We start from the raw sequence: 17,659 nt of genomic DNA on the forward strand, positions 1-17,659 counted from the left end.
AAGTTGCTCAGGTGGTGGAATTGGTAGACACGCTATCTTGAGGGGGTAGTGGCGAGAGCCGTGCGGGTTCAAGTCCCGCTCTGAGCACCAAATTAAATAAAAAAGCCGACTATTCAGTCGGCTTTTTTATTTCTGGTATCACAGGCTAAGCTTCCTGTATTGCCGGCTGCCTAGTGTTCTAAATGGGAACGACTAGGCCGACGTTTGCAAGCCCTCTAAGCCTGCGATTGCGTTCGTTTAATGAGAGTCTGAAATAAACTTGTTGATGTTGTCTTCCAATACCGTCATCGGCACGCTTCCGCTAAGTACTACTGCATCATTAAACTTGCGAAAATCAAACTTATCCTCGAGTGCTTCTTGTGCCTTAGTTCTTAGGTTTACAATGGTGGTGTGTCCAACTTTGTAGCCACAGGCTTGGCCAGGCCACGCGCAATAACGATCGACTTCGCCTCTGACTTCCTCTGGGTTTGATCCGTTGTTGGTGACGAACCATTGATTTGCTTCTTCTCGTGTCCAGCGTTTGGCATGAAGTCCAGTATCGACAACCAACCTGCAAGCTCGAAACGCCAGTGATTGTAGGTAGCCGAGTTGACCAACAGGGAACTTTCCATATACGCCTAATTCGTCAGCGATTTGTTCTGCGTATAAGGCCCAACCTTCAGAGTAAGCGTTAAATGCCAATAGTGATCTGAGTAACGACTGTTTGAAGGTGTATTCACCTTGCCATACATGGCCAGGAATGGCCTCATGGTAGGTTAAATCAGCCAAGGAGAATTTATTGTGTAAGGCGGGTGTTCTTAAGTTTATCCAATAATGCCCTGGCTTCTTCCCGTCCACTGAACCGGGTCCTCCATAAGCGCCAGGAGCGCCAGCCTCGACTTCAGGTGAAATTCTGGTGACTTCCAGAAATCCTGGCACCAAAGTTTCAAAGGCATCGGGCATCCGTTTTCGTATGTCTAATAAAGTCGAATCGATAAACGCCAGAATTTCCTGTCGCCCTTTGTCACCGTCGGAAAAATGATAGCGCTTATCTTTTGCTAGTGCGGTCATGCGATCGCCTACGGAGCCTTTGCTGTATCCGATTGACTTGAGAATTGGGTCCATACGCCCATGTAAGCGAGCTAACTCGTCGATGCCCATTTGATGAACTTCATCGGGGGACATTGTGGTGGTGGTTCCTGCTTGCAGTGCCCACTTGTAGTAGTCATCGCCATCAGGCAGCGCCCATACGCCAGCGTGTGGTTTGGCTTTAGGGGCAAGCGCCTCAAGGGCGGCTATTTGGCGCGCCATCGCCGGTTTAACCCGCATATTTGCAAGCTCTAATGCAGCAGCACTTAACGATGGATCCAAGTTTAACTGCGAACTTTTGTCAGTCAGCGTCGTGACTAGGCCCCAATCTTTGGCGGAGCTATTTAGACTGGCTTTCAGCTGATTTAGTGTTTTCGCCATTAAGAAGTCAGGCAAAATCACATCACGACTACCATCAGCCGAAACGCGTTCAGATTCACCGTCCAGCTGGTCAGCATAGGCTTTAATGCGTTCTAGGTAAGCAGAGGCATCAGATTCAGTTTTTATCGAATGAGACGAGTCCAGAAAGCTTGGGATTTCCACAAAGGCACCCGTGTTCTGAGCAACCGCGTAAGGGCTGTTCCGATAAGACCAGTTTGAATTAAGCAGAGCAACTTCACCATAGGGAATATCGAATCCATCCACCGTCATTTGAAAAACAGTACGCACGGCATTCAAATCAAGCGAATCTTTGGATGAGAGTTGCGTATTATCAACCGCGTCAAGTTTGCGCAACATGGATTGAACGTTGTTCTTAATTTTATCTTGCCCTGCAATGGAACGATCGGTGAGTCTGGATTTTAAATGGCTCAATTTTCCAGTGTCTACGCCAGCGCTCGAAGCACTTTCTGGGTAAGATTCCAGTAATAAATTGGTAGCCTGACTCATCAGTACGCTAAAGCTCTGGTTTGATTTTTCAAGACGAGGACTTTCGTCGGCTGATGATTGGGTTGCACCTACACTAAGGGGTGCAAGAGTAGAGGCTGCTGAGGCTTTGAAAAGAGCTCGACGAGTTATCATTTTATTTTATTCCCGAGAGTGATTAATGATTCGATATTGCCATTTGTGCCTTCATTGAGCAAACGTTGTTACTCCGGTCATCGTTTTGACTTCAGCTAAACCTGCAGTCGGCTGTTTTTCAGAACAACATGCTGATTGCAGCAACCCCGGTCATTGCGATAACAAAGTGCCTGAATGCTTGTTCAGGTAAAAGGCTGATAATCTTGATGCCTATATAGGCTCCTAATCCAATCATTGGTAAAAATAGTAGATTCAGTGCCAAACTGTGTAGCGTTATGGTTTTCCATGCGAAGGCATGAAAGGGCAGCTTAATTACATTAATGGTCATAAAGAACCACGCAGCGGTACCAATAAACTGCTCTTTTGGAAAGCGCATAGCGAGTAGGTATACGGCCATCACTGGACCAGCAAGATTGCCAATCATGGTCGTAATGCCACCAAGCACCCCGGTTCCTTTTGCAAACCATTGGTTGTCTGGTATGGCAATATCCTTGGTTCTTTCTTGCCAAATCATGATGCCAAGTGAAGCAAAAATGATAGCCGCCATCGCCAGTTTAAATACCTTATCGTTGACCATGCCTCCTATGACGGTGCCCAGAAATACGCCAATAACAGCAAACGGAAGTAGCTTTTTAAGGTGTTCCCAATTGGCGGAATTATGATAGTGTCGGACGGCCAATACATCAGCGATAATCAACATAGGAAGCATAATTCCGGTGGACTCACGGCCACCAAACACCATTGCAAGCAAAGGCACTGCGATCATTCCTGCGCCCGCAACGCCTGTTTTGGCCATGCCGACTAATAGCGCCACTAGGCCCAATATCAGCAGCCCGGAAACAGTAAATTGATACGAAAGTATATCTATCATGTAGACGGGTATAGTTTGCTTTTTATGAAACGCGACTCAATTGTCGTGTTAATACCGTTAACGCATCTTATCCTGTTTGGGCTTGGTCAACGAGTACTATTTGTGCGTCGGGAAAGTGGCAGGCAAAAGTACTTCCAACGCCCTCTGCACTGTTAATTTCCAACTCAGCATTGTGGCGTTGAAGTACGTGTTTAACGATAGCAAGCCCTAAGCCGGTCCCGCCGCCCTCTCTAGATCTGTCTGTGTCTACTCGGTAAAATCGCTGGGTCAATCGGCTTAGATGGTGCGGCGGAATACCCAGTCCATTATCGCGCACACTAAAAATAGCGCCGCTGGAATCGGCGGCCCAGCGCACGTGGATTTTTCCATTAGGTTCGGTGTAGTTAATAGCGTTTGCAATCAAGTTTGAGAACGCGCTGTGTAACTCAGTTTCTGCCCCTCTTATACGAGCGTGATGATCAATGTCTAGTTCGATTTTGTGCCGTTTGTTTTCCAGCAAAGGCTGAAGTGCTTCGATAATCGCATTGATAACATGGGTAACCTCGACGTCGGTATGAGGCGCTAAGTTTGCTTTGTCTTCAAGCTTCGCTAAGTAAAGTAGGTCGCTGACGATAAACTGCATTCTCGTTCCCTGGAGGTGCATCTGCTCCAAGGGTTTCTTAAATTTGGTGGGCAAGTCTTTCGCGCTCTGAATAATCTCGACATAGCCTTTCAAAACGGTTAGCGGAGTTTTTAATTCATGAGAAACGTTGGCGACAAAGTCAGTGTGTATTTGGTTAACCTTAATTAACTGGCTTACGTCCCGAGCGATAATCATCCGTGTGGACTTAGAATACGGTACCGACTTCAGGTTGATGGTTTGATGGTTATGCGCCAGGGAGTTGATTTCCAAACTCGAGCTTAATGCCTGCGCATCTAACAGCATCGATTCAACCTCGGGGTATCTGATTAGATCACCAAAGCGAACATTGGCATCTTCTGGCCATCTAATCCCCAGTAACGTGGCGGCGTTACCGTTTGCCCATTCAATCTTTCCAAAAGCATCTATTAATACGATAGCGTCGGGCAGTGCACTGACAGCCTTGCGAAATTGGGTCAAATAGGCGCTAAGCTGCCTCTTGCGTTTCCCGTACTGCGCGTTGCGTTTCGATAGTTTTTTATGCAATACATAAAACAGCCCACCCATCTCCGGCATCGGGTTATCTTTTGGGTTATCCAACCATTGTTGAATTAAATTTACGCGGTGTAGTTGCCATACAATAATTGCGATTGCAAAAAACAATGTTACCAGCAATGTGGCTCCCACCGCGTAGCCCAGTAAACTGGCACTTAACAGAATGGTTGCGTATTTCCAGAGATCGCGCTTCATGGTTGGGCTTTCGTAAGTTATTTGACTATTGATTGATCAAAATGTTGGGACTCTAAGCCGTTGGCAACGAGAATCGGTAACCGACACCACGAACAGTGTTGATGTAGCTGTCGCACTCGAACGGTTCTAGAACTTTTCGTAATCGACGGATATGCACATCGACGGTGCGATCTTCAACGTATACTTGGTTGCCCCAAACGCTGTCCAATAACTGGTCGCGGGCGAATACTCTATCTGAGTGGGTCAACAAAAAGTGCAGTAAACGGAACTCGGTGGGGCTAAAATCCACGTTGCTGCCATCGATTGATATTCTGTGTTCGGTGGAGTCTATCGTGATCTTGCCAGCGCTGACTATGTCCGAGGTGACGCCATTATCTGATAGTCGCCTAAGTACGGCGTTAATTCTCGATATGAGTTCTTTAGTTGAAAACGGCTTTTTGACGTAGTCATCAGCCCCGACATCAAGACCACGAATGAGGTCGTTTTCATCGTCTTTGGCGGTTACCATGATTATTCCCACAGATGCATTTCCTTCGCGACGTATTCTGCCCGCAAAGTCCACGCCGGATATGCCTGGCATCATCCAATCTAGCAATATGAGATCGATGTCCTCCGATTCCAAAATTTTGGACGCTTGATGTGCATTGCTTGCGTCTGACACGGTGAAGCCTTCCATTTCCAACGCCATTCGAACCATGTCACGGATCGCGGCTTCATCGTCTACCACTAAAATATGAGAACTCATCATGCTACCTATGGATTGAGTAAATCTTAATTACACGGCGGTTTACCCAGCCGTAAGAACATCGTAATTAAAACCAGCATATATTACATTGAGATGACACAAAAGTGATGAGTTCACAAGAAATATGACAAGTCGAATTATGTTACTTAAATTAGGGGTTGGAATCGCGTAAAATTGCCGACATTCAACTGGTAACCATCATACTTAGGCAATGACCGCGAAACAGCATCACAAAAAGAGATACAGTGATAATAAGTTATCTAAACGCCTCCATCGAAAAGTGGGGGAGGCGATTGCGGATTTCAATATGATTTCTGACGGAGACAGAATTATGGTTTGTGTCTCTGGAGGCAAAGACAGTTATTCGATGTTGAGCATTCTATTGAGTTTACAGTCTAGGGCACCCATCGACTTTAGTATTGTCGCGGTAAATTTAGATCAAAAGCAGCCAGGTTTTCCAGAGCATATATTGCCGGAGTATCTAAATCGCTTAGGGGTAGAGTATCGAGTAGTCGAAGAAGATACTTACAGTATCGTTACGGATAAGGTGCCCGAGGGTAAGACCACGTGTTCTCTGTGCTCCCGTTTGCGCAGAGGGATTTTGTATCGAACCGCGACAGAGTTAGGTGCCACTAAGATTGCGTTGGGCCACCATCTCGATGATATGGTGGAAACGCTTTTTTTGAACATGTTTCATGGTGCAAGAATGAAGAGTATGCCGCCCAAGTTGGTGAGCGACGACCGCAAGCACGTTGTTATCAGGCCTTTAGCGTATTGCCGGGAAGAAGACATCGCTGAATTTTCATTGAACAATCAATACCCAATCATTCCTTGTAACTTGTGTGGAACTCAAGAGAATTTGCAACGTAAAAAAATTAAAGAGATGTTGGCCTCTTGGGATAGGGAGCAACCCGGAAGAGTTGTGAATGTGTTTAAGTCCATGTCTCGAATTACAACTTCTCATTTGACAGATCGCGGGCTTTTTGATTTCCAGGGCCTGACAACAGACAGCGTGGATCAATTGACCGAACTTGATATTGCTTTTGATGCGTCGCCGATGGAGACGCTGATTAATAGATCAACGCTAAACGTAGAGTTAGCGAGCGCAAAACAAGATGATGCTTAGTGTCTGAGCTTTCTCAGGGTTTATATCGAGCTTGGGCTTAATAAGTGAGCCCGATATTGAGTTGCAAACACGTCTTTGCCTCGCAAGATCAGAACTTGCCTAGAGATAGGCTTGTGGGTAAATTAGCTGTCTATTTTTTGCCCCAGAGTTCTTCCACCCTCGCGTCACGCCCGCAGCCAGATCGATAGAATCGATATCGAATCGGATTTTTCTTGTAATAGTCTTGATGATAATCTTCCGCTAAATAGAATGGTTTAGCCGCTGCTATTGTCGTGACGATAGGCTCAGAGAAGGGCTTGCTATTTTTCAGCTCGTTGAGCGATAAATCGATGGCCTCTTTTTCAGAGTCGGAGCTGTAAAAGATCGCCGATTTATATGAGCTACCCTTATCGCAAAACTGCCCATTAGGGTCAGTCGGGTCGATATGTCTCCAAAAATACTCGACAAGTTCTCGATAGCTGATTGCTTCAGGGTTGTAATCAACTCTCACGGCCTCAAAATGCCCTGTATCGTTATAACTTACCGTCTTATAGTCCGCCGTTTCTTTCGAGCCCCCCGTGTACCCAGAAACGACCGAGATGACGCCGTTCAGTTTTTCAAAGTCCGACTCAATGCACCAAAAGCAACCGCCTGCAAATAGGGCCGATTCAGACTTATTGTCGACCTTTCTAATATCATCATCTTGAGCATGCATCATTGGGGTGAATAGTCCCCCTGCGACGAGCGTCATAACGGAAAACAGCAAAATAGTTTTATTCATGTTTTTTGGTCGTGTTGAAGGTTGTTATACAAGCTAGGTGATATTCTTTAGAGACAGAGTAAATGAAAATGATCGGTAAGGCCTCGCAGTAACTTGTAAACGGCGACAGCGAACCTATATTTACACGATATTTAAAAACATCACATTGGAGAATGACCGTGTTAAACACTAAATTATCACTTCCAACGGCTGATCAAGCTCTTCCCGGCCGAGCTGAGAAGATGGCATTCACGAATAAACATTATGTGAACGGAATGCCTTTGAGTGAGCCTTACGGCGATAATGATCTTAAACTTGAGGTGGTGTATTTAGGGTTAGGCTGCTTTTGGGGGGCTGAACGTAAGTATTGGCAAATGGCTGGTGTGGTGAGCACATCCGTCGGTTACATGGGCGGTTTGACTCCTAACCCGAGTTATGAAGAGGTGTGTACTGGTTTGACTGGACACAATGAAGTGGTCAAAGTGGTGTTCGATCCTGCGCTGATTAGTATTAAATCTTTGCTAACGTCTTTCTTTGAGTTGCACGATCCCACGCAAGGCATGAGGCAGGGAAATGATAAGGGAACCCAATATCGCTCTGGGATTTATTATACCAGCGATGCTCAAGGCCAGATCGCCAATGCTACGTTAACTGAGTATCAAAATGAGCTCCATAAAGCTGGCCACGGCAAGATCACGACTGAGATTATTTCTGCACCTGAGTATTATTATGCTGAAGACTATCATCAGCAATATTTAGCGAAGAACCCTAACGGGTATTGTGGAATCGGCGGCACTGGTGTTACTTGTCCGATTTAGACAATGAGAAAAATTGCGTTTATTTCCGGTGCGACGGTTTGCCTTTTGGCGGTATTGTTCGGTGCGTTTGGTGCGCACGCGCTGGCCGATATCATTGCGGAGAATAATCGACAGGATGTGTTCGCGCTGGCCAATCGATACCAGTTTTACCATGGCTTTGGCCTTTTGTTTGTCGGTATTTTGGCGGGACAAATAGAGTTGTCTAAGAGCGTGGTATTGATTGTCGTTGTTACGATGCTTCTCGGAATCTTAGTTTTTAGCGGTTCACTCTATATTCTCGCTTTGACAAACGTCAGCTGGCTTGGTGCCATTACGCCAGTTGGTGGGTTTTTACTGCTTGTAGCTTGGTCGGTGCTGATTAAGGGTGTGCTCACTGATAAGCGTATCTAACTTAGTAAAATCATTAACCACGTTTAGCATAAAGTTCGCCGGTCATGTAACATTGGGATATACCCACTTCGCGATAGTATCGCGTGCCTCCTAATGATGAAGAGCAAAAATACGTATGAACGATACAGTTCTACATAGTCAACATATTACAGTTGAAGCCGAAAACGGATCAATCGAGCAGAGTATCGAGAAGCGTAAGCAACAATTAACGTCTCGTTTTTTAGTGTTTGGAATGATCGGCGTTCTTACGATCTCTATATTGTTATCCTTAGGTGGGTATTTTCGCCTTCAAGTAAACGAGCTATCAGCCGCGCATGAACGAGTGCACGGACAACTTGAGGCCATCGCACGATCTATTTCCGCCAAAAGTGACGCCTCTCAGAAAAGGGCGCTAGAGGCCATGGGAACATTGGCTGTAAACCGAATTTCTCATGTTAAAGGAGTGAAAATATTTTCCGCTGACGGTAAATTGATTTGGTTTGGTGGCAATCACGCTGAACTAAAGCAGACGGTTATTGGTCGAGGGCTTAGTCCAAGTAACCCCAGCGTGGCTATAGCGCCGCAATTATTCAGCACCTCAACACTGTTAAACGTTGTCACTGGCAATTTTAAACCTTCTGTCTTTGCCAGTATTTTGCCTCTTCAACGCAGGCCAATCATTGTTTTGGTGAGCGTGGGTAATCAAAATCAACAGCAGACAGAGCGCTACGTTGCGTTGAGATTGATGTTGTTTTTGATTTTGAGTACGTCCTTGCTGTTTGCCTTGCTGTACGTGACGTTTTTACGCGGAATTAAAACCATTGAAGAGCAAGAACAAAAACTCAATAAGCAAATATCCAGTCTTTCTAACCTGTTAACAATCAATAAGAGCATGCAGAGAAGCATTCGCACGGCCAGTGCACGTGCGGTTGAGTTGAATGAGCAATTTCTTCGGCGAGTGGGAGCCGACCTTCATGATGGACCGGCTCAAATGATCGGCTTTTCGGTTATGCGCCTAAATCAGGCGCTAGATAAAGATGAGAGTGGTTTGATTGGGCCTGAGTTTCATGCCATAAAACAAGCGTTAGAAGAGTCGCTTGAGGAAATCCGAGGTATTTCGTCGGGTCTGGTTTTACCAGAACTTGAATCGATGGACTTAGAGCAATGTATGCGTAAAGTTGTGGTCTTACATACAGCTGTGAATCCTGTAGAAGTGGCCGAATTTTATCAAGATATTGAGAGGGATATCCCACTCCCTATAAAAATATGCGCCTACCGCTTTGTTCAAGAGGGCTTAAATAACGCACAAAAACACGGCCAAGCACAGCGGTGCAAACTCACGGTTAACATAAAAAATGATGCTTTGCAGATAACCTTGAAGGATAACGGGGTTGGTTTTAGAAAGTCACAACTGACTAATGATGGCAAACATTTAGGATTGGTGGGCTTAAAGGATAGAATTGAAAGCTTGGGCGGCAGATTGGCGATAAACAGTGAATTGGGCGTGGGGACGACGCTGAAGTTAAAGGTAAGTCTTTTAGACCAATAGCCAATCCAATTCGCTTAACCTGGAAAGTCTACACTGTCTATTGCTGAATAAATTAGGTAGCATACGGGCACATCACTAAATATTTCATCTGATTTACCTAGCTACAGTGCCCATTTAGAGTATTAAGTCAGCTAACCACGAAAACAATAAAGAGATTAAAAAAATGGCTGAGAGGATTACAATTGTGGTCGTCGACGATCACCCCTTATTCAGAGAGGGCGTTGTCACAACTTTGCTCGAGAGTGGGTATTTTGACGTCGTTGCACAAGCAGGCAGTAAAGAGCAAGCCATGATGTTCGCTGAAAAACACATGCCTGATTTGATGTTGGTTGACGTAAGTATGCCGGGTGGAGGGATTGAAACGGCTGGAGAATTGGCGGCGAAGTGTCCGGCAATTAAAGTCATTATGTTAACCGTTTCGGAGCAAGAGCACGATGTGCAAGCGGCGTTGCGCGCCCAAGCTAGGGGGTACGTTCTAAAGGGGGTTGCGTCATCTGAATTGATCTCTATTTTGCGCGACATCTATAATGGTGACTCTTATATTTCCCCTAACTTAGCTGTGAACTTATTAATGCGTAGCCAAGAGGATACTAAGAAGAACGCGGTGGAGGATTTCGATCTTAGTGATCGCGAGCGACAAATACTCGAAAAACTCGCGAAGGGTTTAAGTAACCGAGACATAGCCAATGATATTTGTTTAAGTGAAAAAACAGTGAAACATTATATGACTAATATCATGACCAAGTTACATGTGAGCAATCGGGTACAGGCTGCTATTAAGGCCTACGAAATGACGAGAAACTAGTACGGCTCCATTGAACTTCAGACTTAAGTCTGACTAAATTACCTACCTATGACAATAGGTTTATCAAAGCTGATTCGCTAAAGTTAACCCATGGTTAGGTAGGGCGTATAAACCGACTCTGGTATTAGCTTAAGTTTTGGGTAGGGTTGGGTAACTCTTTATTGGCTAGAGTTCGGTTTATATACTTCTTTAATCACTTATTAGGTTTTAAGGCTCCGAAAGGGGCCTTTTTTGTGCCTGGCTAAAAATTCATTCGATCTTGTTGGTCAGGCCGCCAAAATATAATGTTCTTGGATGCACCAAGCGTTACGCTGCAAAAAACGTTGAATTTTTTCTCGTGCACCGCGCGACCCGACAGCAATAATACAAACACCCTGTCCGGGTTTCGGCGGAGTTAACGTCTGATTTGAGGATATTAGGTGGATGGGTTTTCCCTTCTTAGTGGTTCCTAGTAGCTTGGGATTTACATCATAAAAGTGACTGATCGAAAGCTTGTTGGCTTCTAATAGGTCATGGAGTTTCGCGCCGACGCGACCAGCGCCCCATATAGAACATTGATTAACCCCCTTTGCGTGAAGGAACTGGCTGAGATAGTGCGCCTTACAATTAAGAAAACTGCTTTGGTTGTACCGCTCATCTTGCCTAGACGTTCTCTGATCATGGTCACGCCATTGCACGAGAGGGTTGCTCTGAGGTTTTCCAAACTTCATGCCTTTCAAATAGGCTCGACACCATAAGTCATAGTCTTCTGGCCAGCCTTGGTCTTGGTAGCCTCCAAGTTCTTGAATCATCTGTTTGGTAAACATTGCTGAAGGATGAGCAATCGGGCTCTCGATGAATATGTTATTGGCGATTGAATTTTGGTCGCACAGGCTATTTATCCAATTTTGATAGAGTTTATAACCCTGCCCAATCTCTTTATGGTCTTTGAAAAGACTGATTGTCGAACCAATAACGTCAATGTTTGGATTATCGACCATGTAGGTCAGTTGCGTTGTAAGCCGGCTTGACTGTGAAATGTCATCACAATCCATGCGAGCAATCACTGGGTGGGTAGCTGAATCGATTCCGAAGTTGAGTGCATCAATGATCCCCTCGCCGGGAGAATCGATTATTCTTATTCTCTTATCGTGATTCGATGATGTCAGCCATTCTAGCGCTAAGTCAGTGCTGTTGTCGTTAACAATCAGTAGCTCTAACTTCTCATGACATTGATTCAAAATACTGTTTACCGAGTGCCGAAGATAGAAGCCCCCATTACGAACAGGCATCACCACGCTCACCCCAATGTCACCTACTTTCTTTGCCGTGATTGAGGTGTTTGAGGTTTTTACCATCGGTTTTGCTCAGTCAGTCAGCACTCCGCCACAGCTGCTGCCAGCTCCGGCGGTACAACCGAAGCAATGACGATTAGTCGCTATCGGTTTTTCGTCGATTTTGTCTATCTCTAAATCCCAAAGATGTCTTTGAGGTCCCCCGCTCATGGGAATGTTAAGCATTTGATTGAAATCACAATCAAATATACGAGCTTCCCAGTCTAAGTTGATAAGATGCCGACACATCAGTTGTTCTACCGTAGAAGGATTGAAGTTCTCAACCAATAAGTGCTGATAGTCTTCGATGTCGCCGTCGCGCTTCAACGCGTGCGCGAACCTATTGATTGGTATGTTGGTGATCGCCAGAAGATTGGAAAACGTGATGGAGAAATTATCCCCTAGCATTCGTCTATAATCGGCCTCAAGGCTTTCTTGAGGTGGGGGTAGAAAGGCGCCTCCGGGGTTGTATACTAAGTCCAGACTTAGCTTGGGATCCAGTCCGTAGCCAAGACTATTGAGTAACTGTAGGCCGGAAATACTTTTATCAAATACCCCTTTGCCTCGCTGAGCATCTACATTGTCTTCGGTATAACATGGTAGGGAACACACGAGACGAATATTGTTCTTGGCGTACCATTCTGCCAGGTCTTCCTGGCCCGGTTCGTATAAGACGGTTATGTTGCATCTTGATGTAATTTGAATCCCGAGACTTAGCAAGCGAGCACAGAATTTACGGAAATGAGGATTCATTTCCGGTGCTCCACCGGTCAGATCGACTTTCTCTATGTTGGCTTCTTCGGCCCATAAGAGTATCTTCTCCATCGTCTCCCAACTCATAATCTCTGTGCGTTTGGGGCCTGCATCCACATGGCAGTGATGGCAGGCAAGATTGCAGAGTTTACCGAGATTTATTTGCAATTCATTTGGACGGTCATGTGTCAATGAAAGATTGTGTTGCTTCAAAACTTCACTAAACCTAGGCCCAGTGTCGGGAATAAGAAGCTCGTCAGAAATTTTAAACGTGCTGTCCGTCGAAGTCTCGAGTTCGACGTTTTCTATTGGTATTTCAGCTAATGCCATAATGTTAAGTGGTTAATTCAAATGTTGATGGTGTCGCAGAAAACTCAAAACGAAAGTCGTCGCTTGCGCTTCTCAGCCTTAGTGAGAGAGATCACCATCTCTCTCACTCTCGGTGCTAGATAGCTAACGTTAGTAAACCATTAGACCCGCTATCGGTAGCATATCATGCACCCTAATTGGATTCGGTATAGACAGCCAAGACAGTGCAATAGCGACGAATCAAACTTGAATCTAGATAGCCTGGGGTTATTTCTCCGTTTCCGTAAAAACCAATGATGGGAACGTCTGGTAGGGAGTCGACTACGCAGTCATGATCTAAATCGCGACCTCCAAAAAATTCGGCTCCGCGACTCATGTTGGGAAACAATAGCCCGAATATGGGAGCACTTTCGAGCTTCTCTGTCAGGGTTGACAATTGTGCCTGCATGGAAGCTTTCGCTTGATCGGCATCTCGAATGGCCCAAAATAAGTGTCGACCTGATTTGGGCGAGCCAGAGAGTTGGATGATGCCGGAGTTCTGATCAATGGAAACAACATGATGAAGTTTGTAGAACCCCTGCTCAATACTATCTACATTACTGTTTTCTGATATGGCGCAGAGTAGGTTATACGGTTGTTTGACGGCCATTTCTTGCAGTTGACTAGGAATGCTTGCGAACGCAGGCCCTTGATCAACTTCCTTTAACGAGTGAGCTTGTGCTCGATTAATTTGCAGCGTAGGTGATAATCGCTTAACGCCATTTGCTATTAAAATGTGAGCTTCAAGTTTCTTAGGGAAGGCAGTGAGACTGAATTCGTGTTCTTCTATGCGGCCAGCGCCCCACACAGAAAAAGGACCGTGACCGTATTCGTCGCTTGCGATTGAGCCGAGTTGAGAGCAATCGGTCGAGTTTACAGCGATCGTCGAAGCGTTTGGCGAGCTCAGGGTCAACACCATACTCGGCTTTACGTCAAGGCGTTCCATTACAGCCAATGGCTGTAATGCGAGGTCGGGCGGAAAAACCATTGCCACCGCTCCTTCCACATCCATTAACCATTCTTCTTCCGTTAACAAGCTTAAGGCGCAACAACCAAAAATTTGTGGCGTGCTCGCGGCTTTAGCGGCTTCTTTAATGGCATTTTGCGGTGAATGTGCATAGGAGCTGCTTAAAAATAGTAATACGCTGCCGATGGTATCGCCTTCCATATTGGCGATGGCTGATTCGACCGCGCGTTTGGCGTGCTCGTCATCCACAATTGCTCCGTAGCTTGCTCCTGTACCGACTCGGTGAGTACTGAGGGGGTAGTTAGTCATCAATTAGCTTTTCCTTGAATTCGCATAAGTCGCTGATAATGCATGATCCGCATCTCGGTTTCCGTGCAACACAAGTATAGCGCCCATGAAGAATTAACCAATGATGAGCATCTACTAAAAACTCTCTAGGTATGAATTTTAGTAGTGCTTGTTCTACACTGAGAACGGTCTTTCCTGGCGCTATCTTGGTTCGGTTAGACACTCTGAAAATGTGCGTGTCAACGGCCATTGTCGGGTGGCCAAAGGCGGTGTTTAAAACAACGTTTGCCGTCTTTCTCCCAACGCCTGGTAAGGCCTCTAACGCCTCTCTGTTTTCAGGCACGTTACTGTCGTGCAAGTCGATTAGCATTTTGCAAGCAGCGATGACGTTTTTGGCCTTACTATTGTATAGGCCTATGGTTTTAATATAGGACGTTAGGCCATCAATCCCTAGTGCGTAAATGCTTTCAGGGGTGTTTGCCACCGGAAAAAGCTTGTCCGTGGCTTTGTTAACACCCACGTCTGTCGATTGAGCAGACAGGGTGACGGCGACTAATAGTTCGAACTCGGAAGTGTAATTAAGTTCTGTTTCAGGATTGGGGTTTTCTTCTCGAAACCGTCTGAATATTTCGTAGCGCTTATCTTTATTCATACCATATCGTGGTTACGATGAGGGGGTATTGCGTTGTTTCACTCGTTCAAGAGCCGCTGCGATATCACTTTTAATCTGATCACGGCCTTTCTCTCTTCTCAGTTCTTTGAGTTTGCTCATTGAACTTTTATCTTGTCTACGCTTAGCTTCTCGCTCTAGTTTAGCGTTGGTGAGCTTTCTGGCGCGAGCGGTTGCGTCGGGCGAATAATCATCCCAACGCCAGGTTAATTCACTGTTATGGGGTTGCTCTAACAAGTCTATACAGTCCACTGGGCAGGGCTCAATACACAGCTCGCATCCTGTGCAGTCCTTTTCGATTACTGTATGCATGAGTTTGGCAGCACCAACAATGGCGTCGGTGGGGCATGCTTTTATGCACATGACGCAGCCAATGCAGACGGTTTCATCGATAACAGCCACACGCTTGGGCTTATGCTCTCCATACTGTGGATTGAGTTTTTTACCAATTTTACCCGTGACGCTAGCTAATCCCCTGATGGTAACATCACCACCGGGCGGACATTGATTAATATCGGCGTCTCCGTCGGCAATCGCAACCGCGTAGTCGTGGCACCTGGGATAGCTGCATTGTGTGCATTGAGTTTGTGGTAACCATTCGTCAATGGCCTTAATTTTGTCGTCACGATTCATTTGACTGATGCTTCTTACTTAACTCTCATGCCTGGCTGCGCACCCTCATCAGGGTTCAAAACAAATAGATCTGAGCCGCCCGGGCCCGCAGCTAAAACCATTCCTTCTGACATCCCAAAGCGCATTTTGCGGGGAGCTAGATTCGCGACCATCACGGTTAGTTTTCCTTCCAAGTCTTCAGGATTGTAGGCAGACTTAATGCCTGCGAAGACGTTTTTTGTTTCGCCCCCTAAATCCAAGGTTAGTTGCAATAGTTTATCGGCACCATCGACGTGCTCAGCTTTCACTATTTTAGCGATTCTGAGGTCTATTTTTGCAAAATCATCAAAGCTAACTTCAGTTGAAATTGGGTCTGAGCCGAGCGGTGTATTTGCATCGATTGCAGGCGCTTCTATAACTTCTAGAGACTTTTTACTTTCATTTATCATTGCTTCGACGGCGTCCTTTTCAATTCTGGTCATCAATGGTTTAAATTTATTGATTGGGTGCTCTAACAATGGGGCTTGGATATCATCCCACGTTAAAGGAGCGATATTTAAGAATGCCTCAGCTTGCGTCACAAGCTCTGGAAGTACGGGCTTGAGGTAGATGCACAGTGATCTAAACGCATTGATTCCAGCTGTACATACTTGTTGTACCAGTTCCAGTTGCGTTTCATCTTTAATTAAAACCCACGGTTTATGTTCGTCAATGAACTGATTGGCTTTGTCTGCCAATGCCATGATTTCACGCATGGCTTGAGAAAATTCGCGTTTTTCATAACGAGACGCAATACTGTTGCTGGCATCGGCAAACGCTTGGTGCAGCTCGGGAGCGGCACTTTGATCTGCTAGCTGACCATCAAAGCGTTTAACAATAAAACCTGCACAGCGCGATGCGATATTCACCATTTTTCCGACTAAATCAGAATTAACTCGTGCGGAAAAGTCTTCTAAATTTAAGTCCATATCGACAACGCTGTTGCTGAGCTTAGCAGCGTAATAATACCTTAAATATTCAGGGTTTAGGTGCTTCAGATAGGTGTCAGCCATCACGAATGTACCACGAGATTTGGACATTTTCGCGCCGTCTACCGTGAGAAAACCGTGGACGAAGACTCCGGTAGGGCGTCTGTAACCCGCTGCCTCTAGCATGGCGGGCCAGAACAGAGTATGAAAGCGAACAATGTCCTTCCCAATGAAGTGATAGAGTTCCGTGTCTTGGCTTTGTTCAGCCAGCCAGTATTTACCCCAATCTTGCTGAGTGTTCTCACAGTGAATTTTATGGCTGGCCATATATCCCACAGGCGCATCTAACCAAACGTAGAAGTATTTTCCTGGCGCATCGGGTATTTCGAAACCCCAATAAGGCTTGTCGCGACTGATATCCCAATCGATGATGCCGCTCTCAAACCATTCTTCGAGTTTGTTGGCTATCTCAGGCTGCAGCGCGCCCGAATCTTTCCAGTCACTGAGCATGTCCGCGAACTCACTGACTTTAAAGAAGTAATGTTCGCTTTCCTTTTCAATCGGGGGCTTGCCCGATAATACAGAGTAAGGCTTAATTAAGTCTGTCGTGTCGTAGGTTGAGCCGCAGACTTCGCAGTTATCGCCATATTGATCAGAAGCGTTACATTTTGGGCAGGTTCCTTTGACGTACCGGTCAGGCAGAAACATGCCTTTCTCTTCGTCGTAGGCTTGTTTAATTGTCTTTACATCGATGTGCCCTTTGTCACGCAGAACGGAATAGATGTTTTTTACTAAGTCTTCGTTCTCCCGATGATGGGTGCCAGTGTAGTTATCAAAATCAATCATGAATCCGTTCAGAGACTCTTTATGAGAGGCTTCAACTTGATCCACCAATTCAGATGCGCTGATTCCTTGCTTTTCGGCTCCGAGCATTATTGGAGTGCCGTGTTGGTCATCCCCTCCAACATAAGTTACGTGGTTTCCACGCAGCTTTTGATAGCGGACCCAAATGTCGGCTTGCATAAATCCGACCATGTGACCCAAATGAAGGGGGCCGTTAGCGTACGGAAGAGCGTTTGTAACAAGAATATTACGTGTAGGAGAATTACGATCTGTTGTGTTTGGTTCTGAGTTCGACATATGGAGCGCTGAGACCTAAGTTTTGTCTATTTGAACAGCCTTTTTGCCTAGTGAAATAGCTGTAAATCAAGCCCGCTAATGTACCCGTTTTGAGGCGGCTTCTCAATGATTATGGATGATG

At 45.7% G+C, this 17,659-nt stretch carries 16 protein-coding genes and 1 tRNA gene; 6 read left to right on the forward strand and 11 right to left on the reverse strand.

Annotation, left to right across the window (positions count from 1 at the left end):
• The first annotated feature begins 5 nt into the window (after window positions 1-5).
• Window positions 6-90, forward strand: a tRNA-Leu gene (locus ABWW54_RS12425).
• 147 nt (window positions 91-237) lie between these two features.
• Here ABWW54_RS12425 and ABWW54_RS12430 read toward each other — a convergent pair.
• The 4 genes from ABWW54_RS12430 to phoB form a co-directional block, all read right to left on the reverse strand.
• Window positions 238-2,088 carry a DUF885 domain-containing protein gene (locus tag ABWW54_RS12430; protein ID WP_353412619.1) on the reverse strand — a complete coding sequence of 617 codons (1,851 nt, stop codon included), beginning with the start codon at window positions 2,086-2,088 and terminating at the stop codon, window positions 238-240.
• Window positions 2,089-2,206: 118 nt separating this feature from the next.
• Window positions 2,207-2,959 (reverse strand): sulfite exporter TauE/SafE family protein, encoded by a 753-nt coding sequence (locus ABWW54_RS12435; RefSeq protein ID WP_353412620.1) that lies wholly within the window; start codon window positions 2,957-2,959, stop codon window positions 2,207-2,209.
• Window positions 2,960-3,026: 67 nt separating this feature from the next.
• Window positions 3,027-4,328, reverse strand: a complete 1,302-nt coding sequence (phoR, locus tag ABWW54_RS12440) for a phosphate regulon sensor histidine kinase PhoR (RefSeq protein ID WP_353412621.1) — start codon at window positions 4,326-4,328, stop codon at window positions 3,027-3,029.
• Between the two features lie 52 nt (window positions 4,329-4,380).
• Window positions 4,381-5,076: a phosphate regulon transcriptional regulator PhoB gene (gene phoB, locus ABWW54_RS12445; RefSeq protein WP_353412622.1), complete on the reverse strand. Its 696-nt coding sequence runs from the start codon at window positions 5,074-5,076 to the stop codon at window positions 4,381-4,383.
• Window positions 5,077-5,284: 208 nt separating this feature from the next.
• On the opposite strand from phoB, the gene ttcA reads away from it, so the two are divergent.
• Window positions 5,285-6,199: a tRNA 2-thiocytidine(32) synthetase TtcA gene (gene ttcA, locus ABWW54_RS12450; RefSeq protein ID WP_353412623.1), complete on the forward strand. Its 915-nt coding sequence runs from the start codon at window positions 5,285-5,287 to the stop codon at window positions 6,197-6,199.
• Window positions 6,200-6,329: 130 nt separating this feature from the next.
• On the opposite strand, the gene msrA (ABWW54_RS12455) is transcribed toward ttcA, so the two are convergent.
• Window positions 6,330-6,959 (reverse strand): peptide-methionine (S)-S-oxide reductase MsrA, encoded by a 630-nt coding sequence (msrA, locus tag ABWW54_RS12455; RefSeq protein WP_353412624.1) that lies wholly within the window; start codon window positions 6,957-6,959, stop codon window positions 6,330-6,332.
• Window positions 6,960-7,111: 152 nt separating this feature from the next.
• On the opposite strand from msrA (ABWW54_RS12455), the gene msrA (ABWW54_RS12460) reads away from it, so the two are divergent.
• The 4 genes from msrA (ABWW54_RS12460) (at window position 7,112) to ABWW54_RS12475 (ending at window position 10,479) form a co-directional block, all read left to right on the forward strand.
• Window positions 7,112-7,756: a peptide-methionine (S)-S-oxide reductase MsrA gene (gene msrA / locus ABWW54_RS12460; RefSeq protein ID WP_502907810.1), complete on the forward strand. Its 645-nt coding sequence runs from the start codon at window positions 7,112-7,114 to the stop codon at window positions 7,754-7,756.
• 3 nt (window positions 7,757-7,759) lie between these two features.
• Window positions 7,760-8,146 (forward strand): DUF423 domain-containing protein, encoded by a 387-nt coding sequence (locus ABWW54_RS12465; protein ID WP_353412626.1) that lies wholly within the window; start codon window positions 7,760-7,762, stop codon window positions 8,144-8,146.
• 115 nt (window positions 8,147-8,261) lie between these two features.
• On the forward strand, window positions 8,262-9,674 hold the full coding sequence (locus ABWW54_RS12470) for a sensor histidine kinase (protein WP_353412627.1): 1,413 nt from the start codon (window positions 8,262-8,264) through the stop codon (window positions 9,672-9,674).
• A gap of 163 nt (window positions 9,675-9,837) precedes the next feature.
• Window positions 9,838-10,479: a response regulator gene (locus ABWW54_RS12475; protein ID WP_353412628.1), complete on the forward strand. Its 642-nt coding sequence runs from the start codon at window positions 9,838-9,840 to the stop codon at window positions 10,477-10,479.
• A gap of 266 nt (window positions 10,480-10,745) precedes the next feature.
• Here the strand turns inward: ABWW54_RS12475 and ABWW54_RS12480 are convergent, their stop codons facing one another.
• The 6 genes from ABWW54_RS12480 to metG form a co-directional block, all read right to left on the reverse strand.
• Complete coding sequence (locus ABWW54_RS12480) at window positions 10,746-11,816, reverse strand: glycosyltransferase (protein WP_353412629.1); 1,071 nt, start codon at window positions 11,814-11,816, stop codon at window positions 10,746-10,748.
• Between the two features lie 9 nt (window positions 11,817-11,825).
• Entirely contained in the window at window positions 11,826-12,875 is a 1,050-nt protein-coding gene (arsS, locus tag ABWW54_RS12485; RefSeq protein ID WP_353412630.1) for an arsenosugar biosynthesis radical SAM (seleno)protein ArsS, read from the reverse strand.
• Between the two features lie 172 nt (window positions 12,876-13,047).
• Window positions 13,048-14,169 carry an FIST C-terminal domain-containing protein gene (locus tag ABWW54_RS12490; RefSeq protein WP_353412631.1) on the reverse strand — a complete coding sequence of 374 codons (1,122 nt, stop codon included), beginning with the start codon at window positions 14,167-14,169 and terminating at the stop codon, window positions 13,048-13,050.
• Window positions 14,162-14,800, reverse strand: coding sequence for an endonuclease III (nth, locus tag ABWW54_RS12495; RefSeq protein ID WP_353412632.1), 639 nt, complete (start codon window positions 14,798-14,800; stop codon window positions 14,162-14,164). The genes ABWW54_RS12490 and nth overlap by 8 nt, the downstream gene beginning before the upstream one ends.
• Before the next feature lie 12 nt (window positions 14,801-14,812).
• Window positions 14,813-15,451 (reverse strand): RnfABCDGE type electron transport complex subunit B, encoded by a 639-nt coding sequence (locus ABWW54_RS12500; protein ID WP_353412634.1) that lies wholly within the window; start codon window positions 15,449-15,451, stop codon window positions 14,813-14,815.
• A gap of 14 nt (window positions 15,452-15,465) precedes the next feature.
• Window positions 15,466-17,538, reverse strand: a complete 2,073-nt coding sequence (gene metG, locus ABWW54_RS12505; RefSeq protein WP_353412635.1) for a methionine--tRNA ligase — start codon at window positions 17,536-17,538, stop codon at window positions 15,466-15,468.
• Between the last annotated feature and the right edge of the window lie 121 nt (window positions 17,539-17,659).

Origin of the sequence: Arenicella sp. 4NH20-0111 (genome assembly GCF_040366405.1) — a bacterium.
Lineage (GTDB): Bacteria > Pseudomonadota > Gammaproteobacteria > Arenicellales > Arenicellaceae > Arenicella.

Excerpts from the sequence above, each read along its gene's own strand:
- nth (WP_353412632.1), bottom strand. The coding sequence starts at position 14,800 with ATGAATAAAGATAAGCGCTACGAAATATTCAGACGGTTTCGAGAAGAA.
- ABWW54_RS12500 (WP_353412634.1), bottom strand. The coding sequence starts at position 15,451 with ATGAATCGTGACGACAAAATTAAGGCCATTGACGAATGGTTACCACAA.
- ABWW54_RS12480 (WP_353412629.1), bottom strand. The coding sequence starts at position 11,816 with ATGGTAAAAACCTCAAACACCTCAATCACGGCAAAGAAAGTAGGTGAC.
- metG (WP_353412635.1), bottom strand. The coding sequence starts at position 17,538 with ATGTCGAACTCAGAACCAAACACAACAGATCGTAATTCTCCTACACGT.
- msrA (WP_502907810.1), top strand. The coding sequence starts at position 7,112 with ATGACCGTGTTAAACACTAAATTATCACTTCCAACGGCTGATCAAGCT.
- ttcA (WP_353412623.1), top strand. The coding sequence starts at position 5,285 with ATGACCGCGAAACAGCATCACAAAAAGAGATACAGTGATAATAAGTTA.
- ABWW54_RS12475 (WP_353412628.1), top strand. The coding sequence starts at position 9,838 with ATGGCTGAGAGGATTACAATTGTGGTCGTCGACGATCACCCCTTATTC.
- ABWW54_RS12465 (WP_353412626.1), top strand. The coding sequence starts at position 7,760 with ATGAGAAAAATTGCGTTTATTTCCGGTGCGACGGTTTGCCTTTTGGCG.
- ABWW54_RS12470 (WP_353412627.1), top strand. The coding sequence starts at position 8,262 with ATGAACGATACAGTTCTACATAGTCAACATATTACAGTTGAAGCCGAA.
- ABWW54_RS12430 (WP_353412619.1), bottom strand. The coding sequence starts at position 2,088 with ATGATAACTCGTCGAGCTCTTTTCAAAGCCTCAGCAGCCTCTACTCTT.
- msrA (WP_353412624.1), bottom strand. The coding sequence starts at position 6,959 with ATGAATAAAACTATTTTGCTGTTTTCCGTTATGACGCTCGTCGCAGGG.
- phoB (WP_353412622.1), bottom strand. The coding sequence starts at position 5,076 with ATGATGAGTTCTCATATTTTAGTGGTAGACGATGAAGCCGCGATCCGT.
- arsS (WP_353412630.1), bottom strand. The coding sequence starts at position 12,875 with ATGGCATTAGCTGAAATACCAATAGAAAACGTCGAACTCGAGACTTCG.
- ABWW54_RS12490 (WP_353412631.1), bottom strand. The coding sequence starts at position 14,169 with ATGACTAACTACCCCCTCAGTACTCACCGAGTCGGTACAGGAGCAAGC.
- ABWW54_RS12435 (WP_353412620.1), bottom strand. The coding sequence starts at position 2,959 with ATGATAGATATACTTTCGTATCAATTTACTGTTTCCGGGCTGCTGATA.
- phoR (WP_353412621.1), bottom strand. The coding sequence starts at position 4,328 with ATGAAGCGCGATCTCTGGAAATACGCAACCATTCTGTTAAGTGCCAGT.